The 20,379-nt window shown below is 55.5% G+C and carries 22 protein-coding genes; 9 read left to right on the top strand and 13 right to left on the bottom strand.

The genetic code is table 11. The features are described 5' to 3' along the window. Positions 1-46: 46 nt before the first annotated feature. The 4 genes from BST95_RS02625 (at position 47) to BST95_RS02635 (ending at position 3,028) form a co-directional block, all read left to right on the top strand. Positions 47-427, top strand: a complete 381-nt coding sequence (locus BST95_RS02625; RefSeq protein ID WP_084198050.1) for a hypothetical protein — start codon at positions 47-49, stop codon at positions 425-427. 154 nt (positions 428-581) lie between these two features. Further along, positions 582-929: a DUF6678 family protein gene (locus tag BST95_RS19560; RefSeq protein ID WP_205737318.1), complete on the top strand. Its 348-nt coding sequence runs from the start codon at positions 582-584 to the stop codon at positions 927-929. 569 nt (positions 930-1,498) lie between these two features. After that, the gene (locus BST95_RS02630) at positions 1,499-1,918 is read left to right on the top strand and encodes a metallophosphoesterase (RefSeq protein ID WP_169843836.1); all 420 of its coding nucleotides are present in this window, start codon (positions 1,499-1,501) and stop codon (positions 1,916-1,918) included. 354 nt (positions 1,919-2,272) lie between these two features. After that, on the top strand, positions 2,273-3,028 hold the full coding sequence (locus BST95_RS02635; protein WP_084198052.1) for a metallophosphoesterase: 756 nt from the start codon (positions 2,273-2,275) through the stop codon (positions 3,026-3,028). A 389-nt stretch (positions 3,029-3,417) separates the two neighbouring features. On the opposite strand, the gene BST95_RS02640 is transcribed toward BST95_RS02635, so the two are convergent. Next, positions 3,418-3,597: a hypothetical protein gene (locus BST95_RS02640; RefSeq protein ID WP_084198053.1), complete on the bottom strand. Its 180-nt coding sequence runs from the start codon at positions 3,595-3,597 to the stop codon at positions 3,418-3,420. A 193-nt stretch (positions 3,598-3,790) separates the two neighbouring features. Here BST95_RS02640 and BST95_RS02645 point away from each other — a divergent pair, with 193 nt between their 5' ends. Next, entirely contained in the window at positions 3,791-4,150 is a 360-nt protein-coding gene (locus BST95_RS02645) for a hypothetical protein (protein WP_084198054.1), read from the top strand. Positions 4,151-4,369: 219 nt separating this feature from the next. On the opposite strand, the gene BST95_RS02650 is transcribed toward BST95_RS02645, so the two are convergent. The 3 genes from BST95_RS02650 to BST95_RS02660 all read right to left on the bottom strand — a co-directional run bounded on the left by BST95_RS02650 (position 4,370) and on the right by BST95_RS02660 (position 6,058). Next, the gene (locus tag BST95_RS02650; RefSeq protein WP_084198055.1) at positions 4,370-5,002 is read right to left on the bottom strand and encodes a thiol:disulfide interchange protein DsbA/DsbL; all 633 of its coding nucleotides are present in this window, start codon (positions 5,000-5,002) and stop codon (positions 4,370-4,372) included. A 106-nt stretch (positions 5,003-5,108) separates the two neighbouring features. Continuing rightward, the gene (locus tag BST95_RS02655) at positions 5,109-5,732 is read right to left on the bottom strand and encodes a c-type cytochrome (RefSeq protein WP_084198056.1); all 624 of its coding nucleotides are present in this window, start codon (positions 5,730-5,732) and stop codon (positions 5,109-5,111) included. A 32-nt stretch (positions 5,733-5,764) separates the two neighbouring features. Further along, positions 5,765-6,058 carry a c-type cytochrome gene (locus tag BST95_RS02660; RefSeq protein WP_066053051.1) on the bottom strand — a complete coding sequence of 98 codons (294 nt, stop codon included), beginning with the start codon at positions 6,056-6,058 and terminating at the stop codon, positions 5,765-5,767. Between the two features lie 117 nt (positions 6,059-6,175). Between BST95_RS02660 and yihA the strand changes: the two genes are divergently transcribed. Continuing rightward, on the top strand, positions 6,176-6,838 hold the full coding sequence (gene yihA / locus BST95_RS02665) for a ribosome biogenesis GTP-binding protein YihA/YsxC (RefSeq protein WP_084198057.1): 663 nt from the start codon (positions 6,176-6,178) through the stop codon (positions 6,836-6,838). A 589-nt stretch (positions 6,839-7,427) separates the two neighbouring features. Further along, complete coding sequence (locus BST95_RS02670) at positions 7,428-8,297, top strand: M90 family metallopeptidase (protein ID WP_084198058.1); 870 nt, start codon at positions 7,428-7,430, stop codon at positions 8,295-8,297. On the opposite strand, the gene polA is transcribed toward BST95_RS02670, so the two are convergent. From polA to BST95_RS02695, 5 genes are read right to left on the bottom strand one after another with little or no spacing between them, the layout of a single operon-like run. After that, entirely contained in the window at positions 8,294-11,011 is a 2,718-nt protein-coding gene (gene polA, locus BST95_RS02675) for a DNA polymerase I (protein ID WP_084198059.1), read from the bottom strand. The genes BST95_RS02670 and polA overlap by 4 nt on opposite strands. 14 nt (positions 11,012-11,025) lie before the next feature. Next, positions 11,026-11,679, bottom strand: coding sequence for an SCO family protein (locus BST95_RS02680; RefSeq protein ID WP_084198060.1), 654 nt, complete (start codon positions 11,677-11,679; stop codon positions 11,026-11,028). Continuing rightward, positions 11,676-12,575 carry a heme o synthase gene (gene cyoE / locus BST95_RS02685; protein ID WP_084201027.1) on the bottom strand — a complete coding sequence of 300 codons (900 nt, stop codon included), beginning with the start codon at positions 12,573-12,575 and terminating at the stop codon, positions 11,676-11,678. The genes BST95_RS02680 and cyoE overlap by 4 nt, the downstream gene beginning before the upstream one ends. 7 nt (positions 12,576-12,582) lie before the next feature. Further along, positions 12,583-13,251 (bottom strand): hypothetical protein, encoded by a 669-nt coding sequence (locus BST95_RS02690; RefSeq protein ID WP_084198061.1) that lies wholly within the window; start codon positions 13,249-13,251, stop codon positions 12,583-12,585. Continuing rightward, positions 13,244-13,996 (bottom strand): SURF1 family protein, encoded by a 753-nt coding sequence (locus BST95_RS02695; protein ID WP_084198062.1) that lies wholly within the window; start codon positions 13,994-13,996, stop codon positions 13,244-13,246. The genes BST95_RS02690 and BST95_RS02695 overlap by 8 nt, the downstream gene beginning before the upstream one ends. A gap of 60 nt (positions 13,997-14,056) precedes the next feature. Here BST95_RS02695 and BST95_RS02700 point away from each other — a divergent pair, with 60 nt between their 5' ends. Next, positions 14,057-14,308, top strand: coding sequence for a DUF2909 domain-containing protein (locus tag BST95_RS02700; RefSeq protein WP_082849996.1), 252 nt, complete (start codon positions 14,057-14,059; stop codon positions 14,306-14,308). Between the two features lie 74 nt (positions 14,309-14,382). Here the strand turns inward: BST95_RS02700 and BST95_RS02705 are convergent, their stop codons facing one another. From BST95_RS02705 to coxB, 4 genes are read right to left on the bottom strand one after another with little or no spacing between them, the layout of a single operon-like run. Then, the gene (locus BST95_RS02705; RefSeq protein WP_084198063.1) at positions 14,383-15,351 is read right to left on the bottom strand and encodes a cytochrome c oxidase subunit 3; all 969 of its coding nucleotides are present in this window, start codon (positions 15,349-15,351) and stop codon (positions 14,383-14,385) included. Between the two features lie 43 nt (positions 15,352-15,394). Then, positions 15,395-15,952, bottom strand: a complete 558-nt coding sequence (locus tag BST95_RS02710) for a cytochrome c oxidase assembly protein (RefSeq protein WP_066053024.1) — start codon at positions 15,950-15,952, stop codon at positions 15,395-15,397. 14 nt (positions 15,953-15,966) lie between these two features. Beyond that, positions 15,967-17,541, bottom strand: a complete 1,575-nt coding sequence (ctaD, locus tag BST95_RS02715; protein ID WP_066053021.1) for a cytochrome c oxidase subunit I — start codon at positions 17,539-17,541, stop codon at positions 15,967-15,969. A gap of 15 nt (positions 17,542-17,556) precedes the next feature. After that, entirely contained in the window at positions 17,557-18,702 is a 1,146-nt protein-coding gene (gene coxB, locus BST95_RS02720; RefSeq protein WP_084198064.1) for a cytochrome c oxidase subunit II, read from the bottom strand. A 341-nt stretch (positions 18,703-19,043) separates the two neighbouring features. On the opposite strand from coxB, the gene BST95_RS02725 reads away from it, so the two are divergent. Continuing rightward, positions 19,044-20,375 (top strand): MATE family efflux transporter, encoded by a 1,332-nt coding sequence (locus tag BST95_RS02725; protein ID WP_084198065.1) that lies wholly within the window; start codon positions 19,044-19,046, stop codon positions 20,373-20,375. The last annotated feature ends 4 nt before the right edge of the window (positions 20,376-20,379 follow it).

Genomic DNA, 20,379 nt, shown 5'->3' on the forward strand with positions numbered 1-20,379 from the left:
TGCAACTCCGATACTTAGTTGAGTAGTATTACCAATGACTAGGCCAATGTTCCTCGCCTTCTTCAGCCTATTGCTAATGGGGGAGGCAGTTTTGCTACCGCTAATTATCGGCTACTTTGCTTTTGCGAGTGGGGATACTGGTGTCACACTAAATGGGGTCGAAACAAGTATCGGTGAGGTGAGGTTGGAAATTGTTCTCAGCTTATTTGTTGGTTGGCTGTTCGTGGTGGCATTTGCTGTAGGCTTCTGGAAGGGAGTACCAATTGCCAGACATGGGTTCGTAACAATTTTTGTCGTGTTACTGGTAATCATTGCTGTCAAATCATCGAGCTTGAACGTAATACCAGGTATGGCTCTCTGGACAGGATTGCTTTACTGGTACTTCTACCGGAAAACGAACGTATCCAACTATTTTTCGCCAAAATGAACGTCCGCTTTTGGCCCCTTAGCTGCCATTGGGGATTGTGGTAACTTTGAGGCCAGACAACGTCCACAAAGCTGCCCTTCACATTGAAAAGGATTTTCGATGCACACTGACTTTTCCATAGACCTAGCTGTTATACGTCAAAATGAGTGAGCATTTGAGCAAGATCATTGATCAGAATCAGCTGGTTTCCATGATGAATAAAACTAAATGGAGGGAGCTTTGTTCTGAGTTCGAGAAGGAAAGCACCGTTTCTCCATTGGTAAAATATAAGCTCATCACTTCTGATAAAGAGTTTGGATTAAGTGAGGTTTGGTGGCATGAACTATATGGTGAGTGCCAAGCTATAGAGTGGCTAGATTTCTCAAAAGTCAAAAGCAGAGAAAATATATCAACTCAAGTTGTGGCAGTGCTTGATAGTGTAGGTGTCCCATATAGCGATGAAGGTGGAGTATTTAGGGTTTGGGGTTACGTCAATTCAAATAGTCGTCCGAGTCACTTGTGACAAGGCCAGGCACAATCGCTCACTTCATGGACTGGACCTCTGCACTGAGTGCTCCTGCCTGTGCTGGTGGCGTTGATGAGAGTCCGGTTTTGGCCCCTAAGCTGACATTCTAATTGAACAGGGCTTCAATGGATTCTATATCCCTGCACACGCAGCCAAGTGATCTCGCCTACTACCAATGATACTAGCTGCATTGATTCTTCATATGACCAGTTTCGTGTGGATGTATGAGATATAAACTAAGTATTGGCGCGAAGCTGTCGGAGAAAGCGCGGGCATTGGTGAGGGGGCCTCACTCCATTTTTACGCGCCAAAGTGGCTCATGATCGGATACATAGCTATTTTGCTAGGCAGTATTTCTTTTGTCATACCGTTCAACGCTCAGGCATACGGTTCTACAGTCTTAAGAGCAAGTTATATATCGGTGACCTCCTGGCTATTACTGACGATTCTCTATGTGCAACTATTCGCCTAGATAACCATGCATTGATTTCATGGTTTTAGTATACAGTATGTAAACCCCTATATTTATGGGCTTAGATAGTCATCGTAAATTACTAAATGGAGATTTGGATATTAAGATTGGGCTAGCCCCTGACCTGCACACAGAGTTTTTCGACGACCTGACAGATGAGGAGCTTCGTTCTTGGTTTCCTGATGTCGATGTGGTCGTTCTGGCTGGCGACTGCGCAAAGGGAGATTCCCTGTACGATATCAGTGGGCGGGTTACCACTCTTACTGATAGCGAGGTGGTTGTGGTGGCTGGCAATCACGAGTTTTATCATCCCGATATATATGCTCAGAACAAGCGCTATAGAGAGCTCTTTCAAGGCCATCCTCGCCTACACTATACCGAGAAAGATCGGGTTGATATCGCGGGAGTGACATTCCTTGGCACAACACTATGGACCAATTTTGACGCTCAAGGCAGCGCAGAGTACCTTTCTCTCAGGGCAGTTAGCGGCTCAGCTAAACGATTTCTGGCTTAATCGGATTCGAGGGTCAGAGCTTACGCCCATGGCAATGAGAGGGCTTTTTGAAGATGCTCATAGATGGCTTGATCGAGAGCTTGCCTCGGCAGGAGATCGTACAGTGGTCATTACACACTGGCCTCCCTCAGTGCATGCGATTCACAGGCGCATCCAGCGTGATCTCTTGACTCCGTACTTTGTTGGATCATGCGACGATCTGATAACAAAGTACCATCCTCCGCTATGGCTGTACGGCCACAACCACTACAGTGACGTCCTGATGATTGGCAGCACTAGGCTCGTGTCTAATCAAATAGGATATCCGAGCGAGGGTGGTGGCTGTGGCTTTAATTCACGCCTGGTAATCGAGATATGAAGGTAGGACTCGTCTCAGATCTACATCTAGAGACTCACGAAGATATTGTGACTGATAGCAACCTTCTGGAGATGCTCCCAAGTGGGGCAGACGTGATCGTGCTGGCCGGCGACTGCACGACTGGCAATGAGCTGCCTGCACTTGTAAAGCGCGTGAGAGAGCTCGCAGGAGCCCAGGTGGTGGCGATAGCTGGCAATCACGAAGCGTACTATCAAGACTTGCTCGAGCTCTATCCGTATCTCAGATCTGAGATAACGGCAGATGGCATGCACTTCCTGGAGCAAGATTCTGTGATCATCGATGGTGTTACCTTCGTGGGTGCGACGATGTGGACTGACTTCGAAAGCGATGGACCGGACGGCACGGCCGTCGCGCCACTGATAAGTGATTTCTACAAGGTCCGCCTAGGAAGCGACAAGCCCATCACGCCGCAAGACATGATCGACCTACATACCGAATCCTGGGAATGGCTCGACAGGGCCCTCTATGAAGCCTCAGGTCCCGTCGTCGTCGTGAGCCACTTCTGTCCCACCACAAGACACAATCTCGGCGAGAGAGAGCCTGCCCGGCCATACTACATCTTCGAGGGCGAGGAGCTGATAGAAGCGTATCAACCAGACCTATGGGTCTTCGGTCACACCCATAACGATGAAGATGCGCAGATGGGAAAAACGCGGGTTATCTCAAATCCGAGGGGATATCATGGGCGAGAAGTACCGGGTTTCAGGAAAAACCTTGTGATCGAAATCTAACCCTTTCACCGAAAGCTCAGTTTGCTTTTGTGAAAGCGCAGTATGCTTATCGGCATTGCACAGTATGCTTATCAAGCGAAACTGTACAAATAATGACCTGAATTGGTGTGTGTCAGGCCATGTTTGATCAAAAAACATACGAAAAGGTTTGATCGATCCAAGATTACTTTAGATTAACGGACCTTTTGAGGCGCAAAGGTTTCCTCTTGAGGAAGAAAAACTAAACTTTGGGAATTTAGGAAGCGCAAAGCCCGACTAGCGGAAGCTTTTAGAGATGACAAGAACGATGGCTGCATTGACGTATGGCGAGGCTGATGATTCATCTTTGAGTGGCAGTCTCCAACTAATTCCGCTGGCACTCGAAACCGGACCGTTATATGGCCTGGGCGTTATCCATGCTCCCGCTTATCCCAGCGCCTGCGTGCCTCATGGAGCGCGGCGGCCCAGTATTTATCACCGGTCTTAAAGTCAATGCGATGTGGGTCCTTCCCGCTGCGCACCTGGCCCATGATTTCCTTAAGTGCCGCTTTATAGTGATCTGTTGACCGGAAATTCTTGGCTATGGTCATTAAGACTCCAAATCCATTTCAGTTCGCGATTTACGATATCAAATTGTCTCTTGCTAGGCGAAAGCGGACGTTGAGGGGCTGAATCGGCCCAGGAAAGCAGAAAGGTCCGCTATCACCTCAGAGGGGAAATTGATTGCGATTAGCCCAATGTCCGCTTTTGGCCCCAGAGTAGAATTTAGACGGTGAAATCAGGATGGCCAAGTCTTCTGTCGCACTAGTTGTTGGTTTATTGATCGGTGGCGCGGTAACGTATTACTCATCATTAGAGAGGGACGTGCAGTATCGGATCCAATTGCTCCATCATCAGCTCGATTTTCTAGGTGCTCAGAATCTCTTGCTTGCTGAGTTTGCGGGATCTTGCGAGACTGATGACTTCGAACTCTTTATGAGAGTGCAGACCCACGAACTCGAGAATTTCAGAATTGGCTTTACCCAGTTAAAGAAGAATATATTGGTAGATTCAGATCGAATCGAGCGAGACATTTCCAACCATTACCAGACGCTGTCCAACAACCTAGCTGTTAATCAGAAAACTATTGAGCAGTGTAATTGAGAATCCGTTGGGCGCGAAAATCAGTGTCCGCTTTTGGTCCCAAAGCTGCCGGTGATACAGCTAGATTCTTTGCCTATAAATTATTTCATGATATAAAAAAGGCCCAGCATCATTTCCGATGCTGGGCCTTTTTTGTCCGACTAAGCTTAGGCACGCCATATCCAGAGATATTTAATGCCTAGGCACTTGCCGGGTTTTTTATTACCACTGTCAGTGCGATCAGGAGCCGCTGACGGCGCGCTCTTTCTCGACCAGGTAATCAACCACTTTCAGCATGTTGGCATTGCTGCCGGCTGTGCGAGCGGAGATCAGGTATTTGCCGGCCACCATCATTGACGGCGTGCCAGAGACCTTGGCACCGCGGGCAGTGGACGCAGCCTGGCGCACCTGGCTGTTAATACCGAAGGAGCTGAAGGCCTTGTTGAAGTCGTCGGCGGAAACACCGTTGGCCACAAACAGGTCGGCAATTTCAGCTTCGCTGGCCAAGCGCTTGCGATCGACATTCATGGCCTGGAAGATCATCGGGTGCATGGTCTCACCGACGCCAAGTGCTTCGGCTGTGTAGTAAGCTTTCGCGTGCAGTTCCATGGAACCACCCCACTGGGCGGGGATTCCGCGGAAGCCCACGTCGTCGGCCATGGTTTTCTTCCACTGACCAATCATCGGCTCGAACGTGTAGCAGTGACCGCAGCCGTACCAGAAGAATTCAGCGACTTCGATTTTGCCGGGCGTGGCGGTGCGAATCGCGGGCTCAATCAGGGTGTAGTGCTTGCCCTCTTCCCAGTTTTCCTGGGCACAGGCCAGCAGCGGCGCCATCATCAGTGTGAGCAGCAGTGCAGCGCGTTTAAACATAGTGATCTCCTTATTCGTTGACCTGTTATGACAGGCATCCCGACGGGGCGTTCGCCGGAAAACAAAAAAAGGTGGCAAATTGCCACCTTTTCTCAATTCACGGCGCTTACTTGAGGCCGGAAATGTAGCTGGATACCGCTTCGATTTCCTTGTCGGACAAACCGAAGGCTGTGGTGCGCATGATCTTGGTTTCGCCGTCGTTAGTACGACCGGAATCATCTTCGTAACCAAGACGATACGCCTTCAGCTGTGCGGCAATGTAGTCAGCGTGCTGGCCTGCCAGCGCGGGGAAGCCCGCGGGCGCATTACCATTGCCGTTGGGCGAGTGGCATGCGGTACAGGCGGCAACATTCCGTTCGGCAACACCGGAACGGTAAACCTTTGCGCCCAGTGCAATCAGCTCAGGATCAGCCTGGCCGCCGGAACGGGGCTGGCTGGCGTAGAACGCGGCGATGTCGGCCAGCTCCTGATCAGACTTGTCGTCGACCTGGCCCACCATGGTGGGAATCGGACGAGCGCCATCGCGAATATCTTTCAACTGCTTCAGCAGGTACTTCTCACCCAAGCCCGCAAGCTTGGGGAATGTCGCTGCAGCACTGTTACCGTCGGCACCGTGACAGGCGGCGCACATGGTGGTCATGTCCTTACCCGCGGCGGCATCGCCAGTCTGGGCGGAGGCTACTTGAGTCCAGCCCAGGATCAGGCTGGCCAGGATTACTACTTTCTTCATGTTCATTCCAGTGTGAGTCTATTTGTGCCTGCTTATTGTGCGGGCTTGGCCATGTACTCGATCAGCGCCTTGTAATCTTCATCGGAGCAGTCGAAGCACATACCTTTGGGGGGCATTGCGTTCAGGCCAGTGCCAACCGAGGCCACCAGTACATCCATACCCTTGGCCAAACGGGGCTCCCAGGCCGCCGCATCACCCGTCTTGGGCGCGTTCGCGGCGCCCGTCGCGTGGCATACGGCACAACTCTTATTGTACTTGTCCATATCGACATCGGCGTAAGCACCAGTGGCACAGACCATAAGGGCAGCGGCAAAAAACTTCTTCATGAGATACCTCGCATTTGGTTCCGGTGCTGAGCTGGCACCGCAAGCTTTTGATAACAAGCGAAAAAAGCTGTGGCATTATATACGAGATACCCACACCGACAAAGGCAATACCGCACAATGACTGACCCGGACCCAATCGACGCTCCGAAGGCCCCGGACTACCGCCAGGCTCAGTTCCTGACCAGTGCGGCCAAACTGCACCAGTGCCCGGAAGACGAGGGCTGGGAAGTGGCGTTCGCGGGCCGTTCAAATGCGGGAAAATCGAGTGCAATCAATAGCTTAACGAACAACAAGAAGCTCGCCAAAACCTCCAAGACCCCGGGCCGCACCCAGCTAATCAATTTCTTCGAGCTCACCCCCGACCAGCGCCTGGTCGACCTGCCTGGTTACGGTTTTGCCAAGGTTCCTGTCGCGGTTAAGAAGGAATGGACCAAGCAACTGGAGAACTACCTGGCCAAGCGCCAGTCCCTGCGCGGCATGATTTTGCTCATGGACGTCCGCCACCCGCTGCAGCCTTTCGACCAGCAAATGCTCGACTGGGCCCTCGCCGCCCAGATGCCGGTACACATTCTGCTCACCAAAGCCGACAAACTCAAAAAGGGTCCGGCCAACAACAGCCTGCTCTCGGTGCGTAAGCAGCTCAAGGAACACGAGGAGCTGGTCAGCGTGCAATTGTTCTCGGCGCTGAAGCATACGGGCCATGAGGAGTTGCGGGCGGTGCTCGATCACTGGCTTACCGATATGGGGATCTTTGAGAACGACGAGATCGAGTCTGTTTGAGGCTGGGTTTCGGTAGTGGTTTCGGCTAGCAAGGATTGCGGGGAAATAACTTCCACCTGAAAAGCGCTACAAGCACATCCATGTGGTCGCTTCGGCGTCCGGCATCCATGCCTCCCGACGATTTTCAGGCGAAAGTTATTTCCCCACAATCCGTCCCGGCACCCAGATCAAGCAGCTTTGGTGGCTCACATTCCCACCCAGCATACAGACAATTGGTCCACGAGAGCCAAGCCGCTTAAATATCTTGCAACACAAACAGGGGGGGGCGCTCGGTTATGCCCATTGGAGATCGTCGGGAGCCATGGATGGCGGACGCCGAAGCGCGCCACGGATGGCCTTGCAGCGGTCTCCAATGGGCATAAGCGAGTGTCACACCGACGGGTATAGCCAACCTAAAAACTGAAGGACAAAAAAAACCCGGTTGCCTCCAGGGGAAGAGGCGACCGGGACACCTAGCGTCTCTGGGGAAAGAGACTTTGCTCGCGAAGAGTCTTGGGGAAACTCTTCGTAGGGATGTAGAACTTGCTACGGAAACTAAGACCGGGCAGATTGGCAGGAGTTCAGTCACCGGAAGAAAATTTTTCGCTTTATGGCCACAACCATTTTTCTGCTCATCGTCGCCGCCGGTTTCGGCCTGTTTCTGTACCAGACCTTCTGGCGCGACAAGCTCATTCGCAGACGGCCTTTCGCGCCCGAATGGCGCGCTATTCTTGTGAAGAATGTGCCCGTTTATCAAGCGCTTGAGCCCCGCGAGCAAACCCGCCTGGAAGAACTTATCCAGCTCTTTCTGGCCAAGAAGGATTTCTACGGCTGCGGCGGTCTGGAGATGACCGACGAGATCCGCCTGACGATAGCCGGTCAGGCCTGCCTGCTGTTGGTGGGCCGCGGCTGGCAGGTTTACCCCGGTTTAATGTCCGTGCTCGTGTATCCCAGCGCGTTTATGGCACAGCGCGAGCAGCGACAGGAAGACGGCACCGTCAGCCACGGCGACCACCATCTGCTGGGCGAGTCCTGGTCCAACGGCAAGGTGATTCTGTCCTGGGATGATGTGACGTCCGGCGGACGGGACTTTCACGATGGCCACAACGTGGTACTGCACGAATTTGCCCACCAGCTGGACGGTCTTTCCGGCGCCACCAATGGCGCACCGCCCCTCGGGGGCAGCGGCCACGAGACCTGGGCTCAGGTGTTCAGCGATAACTACGAGGATTTGCAGGCCAGGGCGGCGCAGGGGCTGCCGACCGTGCTAGACCGCTATGGCACTACCAACCCCGCTGAGTTTTTTGCGGTGGCCACCGAGGCTTTCTACGAGCGCCCGTCGGCGCTGGAACGGGTCAGGCCCGATCTCTATACCGAGTTGCAGCGCTACTACCGGATCGATCCCAAACGGTGGGAGCGGGAGTATGAGCCACCGCCGCGTCAGGCTCCCGCAACGCCGTGGCCCAACAAATGCGATTAGTGGGCTTCGTCCCAGTTATCGCCGACGCCCGCCTCTACCAGCAGCGGTACGGAGAGCTCCGCGGCGCCAGACATGAGGCTGCACAGCTCTGTGCAGACACTTTCGACCTGACTCTCTGCTACTTCCAGCACCAGTTCATCGTGCACCTGCATGATCATGCGCGCATCGGCGGCGCCCTGCGCCAACCATTGGTCGACCGATAGCATCGCTTTTTTGATGATATCTGCTGCGGTGCCCTGCATAGGCGCGTTAATCGCGGTGCGTTCAGCCGCCTGGGCGCGCATTTTGTTGCGGGCGTTGATCTCTGGCAGGTACAGACGGCGGCCAAACAAGGTTTCCACGTAGCCCTGCTCGCGGGCCACTTCCCGGGTGCGGTCCATGTAATCGGCGACGCCCGGATAACGCTCGAAATAGCGGTCGATATACTGCTGGGCCTCGTTGCGACCCAAGTGCAGTTGCTTGGCCAGTCCAAAAGCGGACATACCGTAGATCAGTCCAAAGTTAATCGCTTTGGCCTTGCGGCGCTGCTCGCCCGACACCGCGTCCAGCTCAACTTCAAACACCTCCGAGGCCGTTGCCCGGTGCACGTCCTGCCCTTCCTGGAAGGCCTTCAGCAGCCCCGGATCGTCAGACAAGTGGGCCATGATGCGCAGTTCAATCTGGGAGTAATCCGCCGCCACCACCTTGTAGCCTTCAGGGGCAATGAACGCCTGGCGGATACGCCTGCCCTCCTCCGTGCGAATCGGAATGTTCTGCAGGTTGGGGTCTGAAGACGACAGCCGGCCGGTGGCGGCCACTGCCTGGTGGTAAGAGGTATGCACCCTGCCCGTGGCCGGGTCGACCATCTCCGGCAGTTTGTCGGTGTAGGTGGATTTCAGCTTGCTGAGACTACGGTATTCCAGCAGCAACTTGGGCAGCGGGTAATCCAGGGCCAGCTCGACCAGCACTTCCTCCGCTGTAGACGGCGCGCCCTTGGGCGTTTTCTTTATGACCGGCAACTCGAGCTTTTCAAACAGGATCTCACCCAGCTGCTTGGGCGAACCGAGATTGAATTCCTGCCCTGCCAGGCCGTAGGCCTCAGTTTTCAGCTCTTCCAGACGCGCGCCAAGTTCACTGCTTTGCCGGTGCAACATGTCTGATGACAACAGCGCTCCCTGGCGCTCAATACGCGACAACACCGGCACCAGCGGCAGTTCTATGTCCTTGAATACCGGCAACAGGCTGGCCTGCTCTTCGAGCTTGGGCCACAGGGCCTGGTGCAGGCGCAGGGTGATATCGGCGTCTTCGGCGGCGTAGGGACCGGCCTCTTCCACCTTGATCTGGTTAAAGGTCAGCTGCTTGGCGCCCTTCCCTGCAATGTCCTCAAATTTGATGGTTTTCTGGCCCAGGTATTTGAGCGCCAGGCTGTCCATATCGTGGCGGGTTGCCGTGGAATCCAGCACATAGGATTCGAGCATGGTGTCGTAGGCAATACCGCGCAGTTCGATATCGTGGTTGGCGAGCACATTGGCGTCGTATTTGAGGTTCTGGCCGACCTTGGCCACCGCGGGGTCTTCCAGCAGGGGCTTCAGCTGCGCGAGTACATCGTCGCGATCCAACTGCTCGGGCGCCCCGAGGTAATCGTGCGCCAGGGGCACGTAGGCCGCTCTGCCCGCCTCGACCGCAAATGATACACCGACGATGCGCGCCTCCATGTAGTCAAGGCTCGTAGTCTCGGTATCAAAGGCAAACAGCTCGGCGCTGCGCAATTGCGACAGCCACTCATCCAGCACGGCCTGGTCGGTGACGACGTCGTAGTCCACCTCAATCTGCTCAACAACCGGCGCCGGGGCTTCGCCCTCCCCCAGTAATTCATCGAGCCAGCCCCGGAATTCCAGCTTGGTAAACCACTCCACCAGCGCTTCCTTGTCAGGCTCGCCATTGGTTAGCTCTTCAGGGCCCTGCTCCATAGCAACATCAGTCTTGATGGTGGCCAGTTCATAGGACATAAAAGCGTTGTCGCGCTCCGCCTCGAGTTTGGCGCCCATGGTTTTGGCCCCGCGGAAAGACAATTCAGCGACCTTATCCAGAGAGGCGTATATCGACTCCAGGCTGCCCAGGCCCTGTAACAAACCCAGCGCGGTTTTCTCGCCCACACCTGGCACGCCGGGGATGTTGTCGACCTTGTCGCCCATCAGGGCCAGAAAATCGATGATCAGCTCGGGCGGAATACCGAATTTTTTCTCTACGCCCGACTCGTCCATTACCGTTTCGGTCATGGTGTTGACCAGGGTGACGTGCTTGTCCACCAGCTGGGCCATGTCCTTGTCACCGGTAGAGATGACCACATCGCGGCCCTGCTCGCTGGCCTGGCGCGCCAGTGTGCCGATGACATCATCGGCTTCAACGCCCTCCACGCACAGGAATGGCAAGCCCATGGCTTTAACCACGGCGTGAATAGGCTCGATCTGTTCGCGCAGTTCATCCGGCATGGGCGGCCGGTTGGCCTTGTACTCAGGGTACATGTCGCTGCGGAAAGTTTTGCCCTTGGCATCAAAAATCGCGACCACCGGCGAGTCAGGGTAATCCACCAGCAGGCGCCGCATCATGCTGATGACGCCGCGCACCGCGCCGGTGTTAAGCCCGGCAGAGGTAGTAAGCATGGGCAGGGCGTGAAACGCCCGGAATACATAGGACGAGCCGTCGACAAGAACAATAGGGGGCTTGTTAGCCATAATGGAACTCTCTATTAGTAATCCCAGTGCACTCGTGCCGAGCGGTAGGTGACTTTCATCTTGGCCTGATCCAGCGGTGCTTTGAAGAAGCCGTGGTAATCGCCTTTCGGATTTACAAGTACCACATTGGAACTATGGTCGACGAGATAGTTCTCGTCCTGCCCGGGCACCTTGCGGAACGGCGTGTTCAGCGCGGTAGCAAAGCGGTGTACGTCGAGAAACTCGCCAGTCACGCCGATGAAATCGGGATTGAAGTAGGGCACATACTGGCTCAGCTGTTCCACCGTATCGCGGGCCGGATCGACGGACACCATAACCACCTGGGTATCCTCGGCTTCGGTGCCCTCAAGCTGGGCCATGAACTGATCGAGGAACGCCATGGTGGTCGGGCAAACATCCGGGCAATAGGTGAAGCCGAAGAACACCAGGCTCCATTTACCCTCGAAACGGCTGCGATCAAAAACCTCGCCATGGTGGTCAATTAGGGATATTTCCCCGAAGTTGCGCGGATTTTCATGCAAATAAAGGCCATTTACCTTCATTTCGGTGACGGACATCACCCTTGGTTGCTGAATGCGGTACACAAAGCCCGCCACAATCACAGTAATAAACAGGAGCACCACAACCACGGTGAAGCGGATGTTGCGGCGTTGGGTCTGGTCGGTCATAAGCTGCTTACCGGAAAGAGATAATGGTCGATGAGCATGATGATAAATAGCGCCATCAGGTAAATGATGGAGTACTTGAAGGTCTCCATAGGTGCTTTGGGGTTCTTGTCCCTGATAAGTTCAATCGCCCAGTACAGAAAACCACCCCCGAGCACCACGGCGCCCAGCAGGTAAAGCGGCCCGCTCAGCCGCGTGGCGTAGGGCAGCAGGGTGATCAGACACATGATAATGGTGTACAGGAGGATATGCAGCTTGGTGAACGCCACGCCATGGGTGACCGGCAACATCGGAATTTCCACCTTGGCGTATTCCTCGCGCCGGTGAATCGCCAGGGCCCAGAAATGCGGCGGGGTCCAGGCGAAGATAATCAGCACCAGGAGGAGGGCGTGGCCGTGGATCTCACCCGTAACGGCTGTCCAGCCAAGCAGGGGAGGGGCCGCGCCCGCCAGGCCACCGATGACAATATTCTGGGGCGTCGCCCGTTTGAGGAACATGGTGTATACCACCGCATAGCCGAGCAGCGACGCGATGGTCAGCCAGGCCGTGAGGGCGTTGATATACACAAACAGGATGCCCATACCGAGCCCGCCAATCACCAGGGCGAAGATCGCCGCCTGGGTGTTGCCCACCTTGCCGGTGGCCACCGGGCGGTTCAGGGTGCGCGCCATTTGCTGGTCAATGCGCTGGTCTACCAGGTGATTCACTGCCGCCGCCGCGCCGGCGCACAAGGCAATGCCCAGATTACCCAGAATCAACACATCCAGGGGCACCATGCCAGGTACCGCCATGAACATGCCGATGGCTGAGCAGAGGATCATCAGCAGCACGACATTGGGCTTGGTCAGCTCTTTGTAGTCGCGCCAACTGGCCGCTTGTGTGGTCTGTACGTCTGCCATGGCGCTGCTACCCATTGGAATTCTTCAGCAGAAATTTGAGATCGGAGATGACATCCTTATAGGAAATGTCCCCAGTGTAAGACATCATCACCCAACCGGCGGGATCCACCAGGTACCAGGTGGTCTGGTCGGCTGCGAGCTCGGGGAACAGCTGATCAAAGGCGCGATCACCCAATACCAGCGGCGTCAGCCCCTTCTGCTCCGCCTCGAGGTATTCGGCAAAGCTTGCCGGGGCAGGGCGCTCGTCACTGAGCTGGGCGACACCCAGCTGTGTCTCGGCGACCGGCACCTCGGAAATGTACATGCGATCGATACGATTCAGCTCTTTACCCATGGCGATGTGAATCTGGCGGGTCATATACAAGCTGTTTTCACAGGTGGCGTCACAAACAGGATCATTATTTACCACCAGCAACGTCCATTTCAGCGGCAGGTCCGCGTAGGGCCCTGCTTCACCGTTCTGGGCCAGCAGCGGGTAGTCGTCCAACTGCCGCGGCGGCTGGACCAGCGTACCCATATTGGCCGTGCCAAGGGCGTCGACAAGGTCGAGCTTGCCGTTGATCACAAAGTACCAGAGCCAGGTGCCCGTCAAAATCATCGTCACCGGTATGCCGATGATAGTGAGTAGGACCAGCCGGTTATTGCGCAGCTGGATATCGTCTTGTGCTTCACTCATGGTCGTCGCCGGCCCTCCTGCGGCCTCGCAACAGCTGCCAGATATTGGTACTGCGCAGCAGGTAAATCAATGCCAGTACCGCGGCCATGGTGAACCACTGTACGGCGTATCCTGTGTGTTTCTCCGGACTGACATTAATCACCTGCCAGTCCACGCTCAGCGCACCGGGCTGGCCGGCGTCGATGCGCACCGGGTAGGGGAACACATTCCCGTCCAGTGCCGCGCTAATCTTGTTCATCTCCACCGCCTGTATCCGCTTGGGCCAGCCCTCTGCCAGCGCCTCATCCGCCAGCAGGTACGGCGTTCCCGGCGCCACATAAACATGGCCGGTAAGGCGCACAGCCGCTGGGGCTGGCGGAACTTCCGGCAATCGCTGGCGGCTCGGGTCGGCCGCCACCCAGCCGCGATTAACCAGCGCCAGCTCACCGTTTTCCAACTCAAACAACGCCAGTACCTCATTGCCGTACTTGCCTGCCTGCATGCGGTTATCCAGCAGGAAATACTCGTTGCGGTATTTGCCTTCAAGACTGACCGGCAAATAGGCCAGCGCCTGGGCTGACTGCCCATCGATTGCGGTCAGTGGGGCAGGGGGGCTGGCCTGTTTGGCTGTAAACGCCTGGGCCAGCGCCGCTTTTTCCTGGGCCCGGTCCATTTGCCAGAAACCCAGCGAGATCAGCAGCGGCAACAGCAACAGGGTGAACAGCGTAATACGCCACTCAAAATCAAATTCCAGCGGGCCCGACATTAGCCAGCGCCCGTTTCCCGGAGTGGTTTATACTGCAGGCTCACGCTAGGAGGTACCCCATTGTTAAAAGCGTTAATAATCATTCTGATGCTGGCCCTGGTCGCCAGCCTGGGAAGTGGATTCTACTACCTGATGGTTGATCAGGGGGACAAAAACAAAAAGCGCACCTTTCATTCGCTCGGCGTGCGCCTCACTCTGGGCGTCGCGCTGTTATTGGTCATCATCTACGGTATTGCCACCGGCCAACTCGGTAATCGCAATCCCTGGGATGCCGGACCTCAGCCTTTGACCGAAGAACCCGCATCGCAATAATCAGGCCCCGGATACGATGACCCCCGCATCAGGGCGGGGGTCTCGTTGCCTGGGCTAAACCTGCTCGCCGTCGTTTACAGAATGTAAACAAACAGGAACAGGAACACCCAGACCACATCAACAAAGTGCCAGTACCAGCTGGACGCCTCGAAACCGAAGTGGTCATCCGCGGTAAAGTGGCCACGCAGGCTTCGAATCAGCTGGATTGCCAGCATGGTCGCACCCATGAGCACGTGGAAGCCGTGGAAACCGGTCAACATGAAGAACGTGGATCCGTAGATACCCGAATTCAGGGTCAGGCCAAAGTGCGCGTAGGCTTCATAGTATTCGTAGTACTGCACGAACAGGAAGATAATCGCCAGGCCAACGGTAATACCTAGCCAGGCGTTAAACTTGCGCTTGTTGCCTGCAAGAATGCCCATGTGCGCCATGTGCACAGTGAAGCTGGAAGTCAGCAAGATAATGGTGTTCCACAGTGGTAGCCACTTGTACCAGGCCGATACTTCGCTAAAGGCCATGGACGTCTCAGCGGAGGTGAAAGAGCCGTTGTTGGCCAAAGGCTGAACCGCGGCACCGCCCACAGCTTCCTGAGGTGTTTCCATCATCGGCCAGGCATACTGGAAGCCTTCCCACAGCAGGCCGTTCATACGGCCGCCTTCACCTTCACCAGCCAGCCAGGGGCCCGCCAGGGTGCGCACGTAAAACAGTGCACCAAAGAAGGCGAAGAAGAACATCACCTCAGAAAAGATGAACCAGAACATCCCCATCACATAGGATTTCTTGAGCTGGGCGCTGTTCATGCCGGCGATGTTTTCGCGAATTGCCGTGCGGAACCACACAAACAGTACCGCCATAAACCAGAACAGGCCAAAGATCAGTGTAGACCAGGACCCACTGGTGATACCGTCACCAAAGGTCTTGTCGTTCATGACGCTGGCGGCGCCAAAAATCGAGAGCATGAGGCCAATGGTGGCGAGTACCGCCATCTTGCTCTGCTCTGGGACGTAGTACTTTTCGTACTCTGTCGAGGTCGGATTACTCATCGTTATATATCTCCGTTAGCTCGCAGGTTCCCCAACCTGCGCCTCAACGGGCGGCTACGCCGCCCGCCATATCAGTTACATCAAATATTGTGTACGACAGGGTGATAGTGCGGATATCCCGCGGCAAATCCTGATCGACAATGAACTGCAGTGGCATTTCAGTCGCGGTATCACCGTTCAGAGGCTGCTGGTTAAAGCAGAAACACTCTGTTTTGTGAAAGTACTCGGCCGCACGGGCCGGCGAGACACTGGGAACCGCTTGGGCAACCATGGCTTCAGAGAGCGGGTTGCGGGCGTGAAACACCGTGTCGTTCACAGCACCAGGATGCACCTTCATCGCGTTCACGTCAGGACCAAATTCCCAGGGCATGCCCTCGTTATTGGTCGCCATGAACTGGATTGTCACGGTGCGGCTCTCGTCAACCTCGGCAACCACCGAAGTGTACGCCTGGGCGGACGTCTTGCCGTTAATGCCTAGGGCATCACACAGCGCGTCGTAGAGCGGCACCATCACCACAAAGACAAACGCAAACATGGCCACCGCTACCGCCACCAGCTTGATGACGGTATCGATGGCAGGATTGGCGCTTACCTTGATCACTTAACTCCCACCAATCAGTGCGCAGACGCTTCGATCTTGGGAGGTGTCTCGAACGTGTGGTAGGGCGCAGGTGTGGGCACAGTCCACTCCAGGCCTTCCGCACCGTCCCATACCTTCTCTTCAGAGGTGGGCTTGCCGGAGACAATAGTAGCGATCACGTTGTACAGGAACAGGATCTGCGAGGCACCGTAAATAAAGGCACCAATGGAAGACATCATGTTGAAGTCAGCAAACTGCAGAGCGTAGTCCGGAATACGACGCGGCATACCTGCCAGACCCACAAAGTGCTGCGGGAAGAAGGTCAGGTTAAAGCCGATGAAGGAAATCCAGAAGTGGGTCTTACCCATGGTTTCGTTGTACATCTTGCCGCACCACTTGGGCAGCCAGTAGTACACCGCAGCGGTCATGGAGAATACCGCACCCGCAACCATTACATAATGGAAGTGGGCGACCACGAAGTAGGAATCGTGGTACTGGAAGTCCGCCGGTGCAATAGACAACATCAGTCCGGTAAAGCCACCAATGGTGAACAGTACCAGGAAGCCGATGGAGAACAGCATCGGGGTTTCAAAGGTCAGTGCACCGCGCCACATGGTGGAGATCCAGTTAAAGACCTTCACACCCGTCGGTACCGCAATCAGCATGGTGGCGTACATGAAGAACAGCTCGCCTGCGATTGGCATACCCACGGTATACATGTGGTGCGCCCATACGATGAAGGACAGGAACGCAATCGACGCTGTGGCGTACACCATGGAGTCATAACCGAACAGCGGCTTGCGGGAGAACGCAGGGATAATCTGCGAAACCACACCGAATGCCGGCAGGATAATGATGTATACCTCAGGGTGACCGAAGAACCAGAACACGTGCTGGAACAGTACCGGGTCACCGCCGCCGGCAGCCGAGAAGAAGCTGGTGCCAAAGTGGATATCCATCAACATCATGGTGACCGCACCGGCCAGTACCGGCATTACCGCCACCAGCAGGAAGGCGGTGATCAACCAGGTCCAGACGAATAGCGGCATCTTCATGTAGGTCATACCGGGCGCGCGCATGTTCATCACCGTGGCGATGATGTTGATCGAGCCCATAATGGACGACAGACCCAGTACGTGGACTGAGAAAATGAAGATAGTCACTGACGGCGGCGCGTAAGTGGTCGACAGCGGAGCGTAGAACGTCCAACCGAAAGCGGGCGCGCCGCCTTCCATGAACAGAGTCGATGCCAGCAGCAGGAATGCGGGTGGCAGGATCCAGAAACTCCAGTTATTCATCCGTGGCAGAGCCATGTCCGGCGCCCCGATCATCATCGGGATCATCCAGTTAGCCAGGCCAACGAAGGAGGGCATAATCGCCCCGAATACCATGACCAGACCGTGCATGGTGGTCATCTGGTTAAAAAATGCCGGATCTACCAGCTGCATGCCGGGCTGGAACAGCTCGGCACGAATAACCATGGCAAAAAAGCCGCCAAGCAGGAACATGGCGAACGAGAACCACAGGTACATGGTTCCAATGTCTTTATGGTTGGTGGTAAAGAGCCACCGAGAAATGCCCTTGGCGGGGCCGTGATGATGATCTCCCATCGCTAAATCCTCCGCTTAGCCTTTCTTGTGGTTAAAGACATCAATGGGCTGAACCATGTCGCCCATATTGTTGCCGAATGCGTTGCGCTGGTAAGTGATAACAGCGGCCATATCGACATCGTTCAGCTGCGGGCCAAAGGCCTGCATCGCGGTGCCGGGCACGCCGTTAATGCCCACATCGAGGTGGCCACCCAGTTCACCGGTGGCAATGGGGCTGCCGGCAATCGCCGTACCCACGCCGCCTTCACCGGCAGCACCGTGGCACGCCAGACAGTTGCGATCATAAACCGCTTTGCCTTGCTCCATCAGCTCATCGAGCGTAAAGGTCTTGGCCATCAGCTCTTTGATCTGGGCCGCTTCGGTCTGCTTGCCACCGAGCCACTCGGCGTATTCTTCTTTGCTCACCACATTGACCACAATCGGCATAAAGCCGTGGTCTTTACCACACAGCTCAGCACACTGGCCGCGGTAAACACCTTCAACAGAGGTCTTGGTCCATGCTTCGTTGATAAAGCCGGGGATCGCATCGCGCTTCACTGCAAGCTCAGGAACCCACCAGGAGTGGATCACGTCGTTGGCAGTTACCAGGAAACGCACCTTGGTATCGGTGGGCAACACCAGCGGCTCATCCACTTCCAGGAGGTAGTGCTGGCCTTTGTCTTCGCTGTTGTAGATCTCGCCCTGGCTGGTGCGAAGGTTGGAGAAGAAGCTGACGTTCTCGCCCTCTTCATTCAGGTATTCGTATTTCCACTTCCACTGGTAGCCCGTGACGATGACGTCCATTTCAGCTTCATCGTTGTCATAGATTTCGAGCAGCGTTGACGTTGCCGGGAACGCCATACCAATGAGGATAAAGAACGGAATCACGGTCCACGCGATCTCTACCTTGGTGCTCTCGTGGAAGGTGGCCGGTTCGTGGCCCCTGGATTTGCGGTGGGCGTAGATGGAATAAAACATTACCCCGAACACCCCGATACCGATGATTGTACAGATACCGAGGATGATCATATGCAGGTTGTAGATCTGCGCGCCCACATCAGTGACACCCGGTGACATGTTGACTTCATTCATGTCGCCGTGAGCCGCAAGGACAGCGGAGCTAAACAACACAAGCACAGGACCAAGCGCGAGCCTGAACAGCCGCTTCGCGATACAACACATTTCCCGTGTCTCCATTGTAGTTTATCTATTTATAAGTACTTCCCATCAACTGGCTTTTGTTAATAGCCCCTCGCATTGCCTACCACCTCGCGGGCCGTTTTAAGCACAAACGACGTCGCCTCCAGGCAAACCTTGGGGAGGTTGCCCGATGCAAAGACAGGGTACGGAATTACCAGCTGACTTCGTTCTGCCCATGGTGCGACAATTAGACGCAGGACAGAAACGCTCAGAGTATAACCATATTGGTCGCCAAATCCCAAGGCTTTCCTGGCCGCCCAGAGCGGCAAACTTCCACAAATCAAAGGCATAGCGGCCAAAACTTGAGGCAGGTTTAACCAGATATGACGTCACACCGGACGCTGGATCGCAAAATCTGGGATATCGCCTGGCCGGCCATTCTTTCGAATATTTCCATTCCGCTGTTGGGATTGGTGGATTCAGCGATTCTAGGTCACCTGGACAACAGCCAATATCTGGGGGCCGTTGCGGTTGGCGCGGCGATCCTGTCCTTCCTGTACTGGGGCTTCTCGTTTCTGCGCATGGGCACCACCGGCCCCGTGGCTCTGGCAGAGGGCGCCGGCAACCATCATGATTCCTTTTTGGTACTTTTTCGTTCCAGCGCCATCGCACTGGTGATAGCAGCAGGGGTACTGCTGTTCCATGCCCCGTTACTTGCACTGGGCATGGGCATGATGGCGCCCGCGCCTGAGCTGGCGCCTCTGACCGATAGCTACATGAACATTCGTATCCTCAGCGCACCAGCGGTACTTCTGACCTATACCGTGGTGGGCTGGTGCATTGGCCGTCAGGATACCCGCTGGCCGCTACTTATTGTGGTCGCCACCAACCTTACCAATATCGCCCTGGATTTCCTGTTCGTTATGGGGCTTGGGCTCAACAGCGATGGGGCCGCAATGGCGACCGTAATCGCCGAATACCTGGGTTGTACCCTTGCCCTGTATACGGTGTGGCGACATCGGCACCAGCTGAATACTCAAGCTGTTATGAGAGATATGAAGATTGTGAGCGCTTACAGCCTAATTTTGAGCAGTAACCGCTACCTGTTCGTCCGAACCATTTGCCTGCTGTTCAGTTTCGCGTTCTTCACTGCCGCCGGCGAAAACTTTGGCACCGATACCCTGGCCGCCAACACCCTGATGATCCAACTGCTGCTGATTGGCGCCTACGGGATGGACGGCTTCGCCTATGCTGCCGAGGGGCTCACCGGCAATCGCCTGGGGGCGGGCGACCTGCCCGGTTTCTACCGGGTTGTGGCGCGCTGCACGCTCTGGACCGCGGTGTCGGCGGGCACTGTCAGTGTCGCCCTGGTGCTGTTTGAGGCTCCCCTGCTGAATGCGCTGACCAGCCTTGATTCCGTAAAAGAACTCATAGGCCAATATTACCCCTGGCTGGTGGTCCTGCCGCTGCTGGCGGCGCCCAGCTATCTGTTGGACGGGGTATTTATTGGCAGCGCCCAGACCCGCCACATGATGACCACCATGCTGATCTCGACCCTGGGTGTCTACCTGCCGCTGTGGTACCTGACCACCGGCTGGGGCAACCACGGCCTGTGGCTGTCCTTCGCCGCCTTCAACCTGGCGCGGGGCATTACGCTGTATGCCTGCTATCGCCAGGTGTCACAGCGACAGGCCTGGCAGGCCGCCGTACATTAGCAAA

Source organism: Halioglobus japonicus (assembly GCF_001983995.1).
Classification (GTDB): domain Bacteria; phylum Pseudomonadota; class Gammaproteobacteria; order Pseudomonadales; family Halieaceae; genus Halioglobus; species Halioglobus japonicus.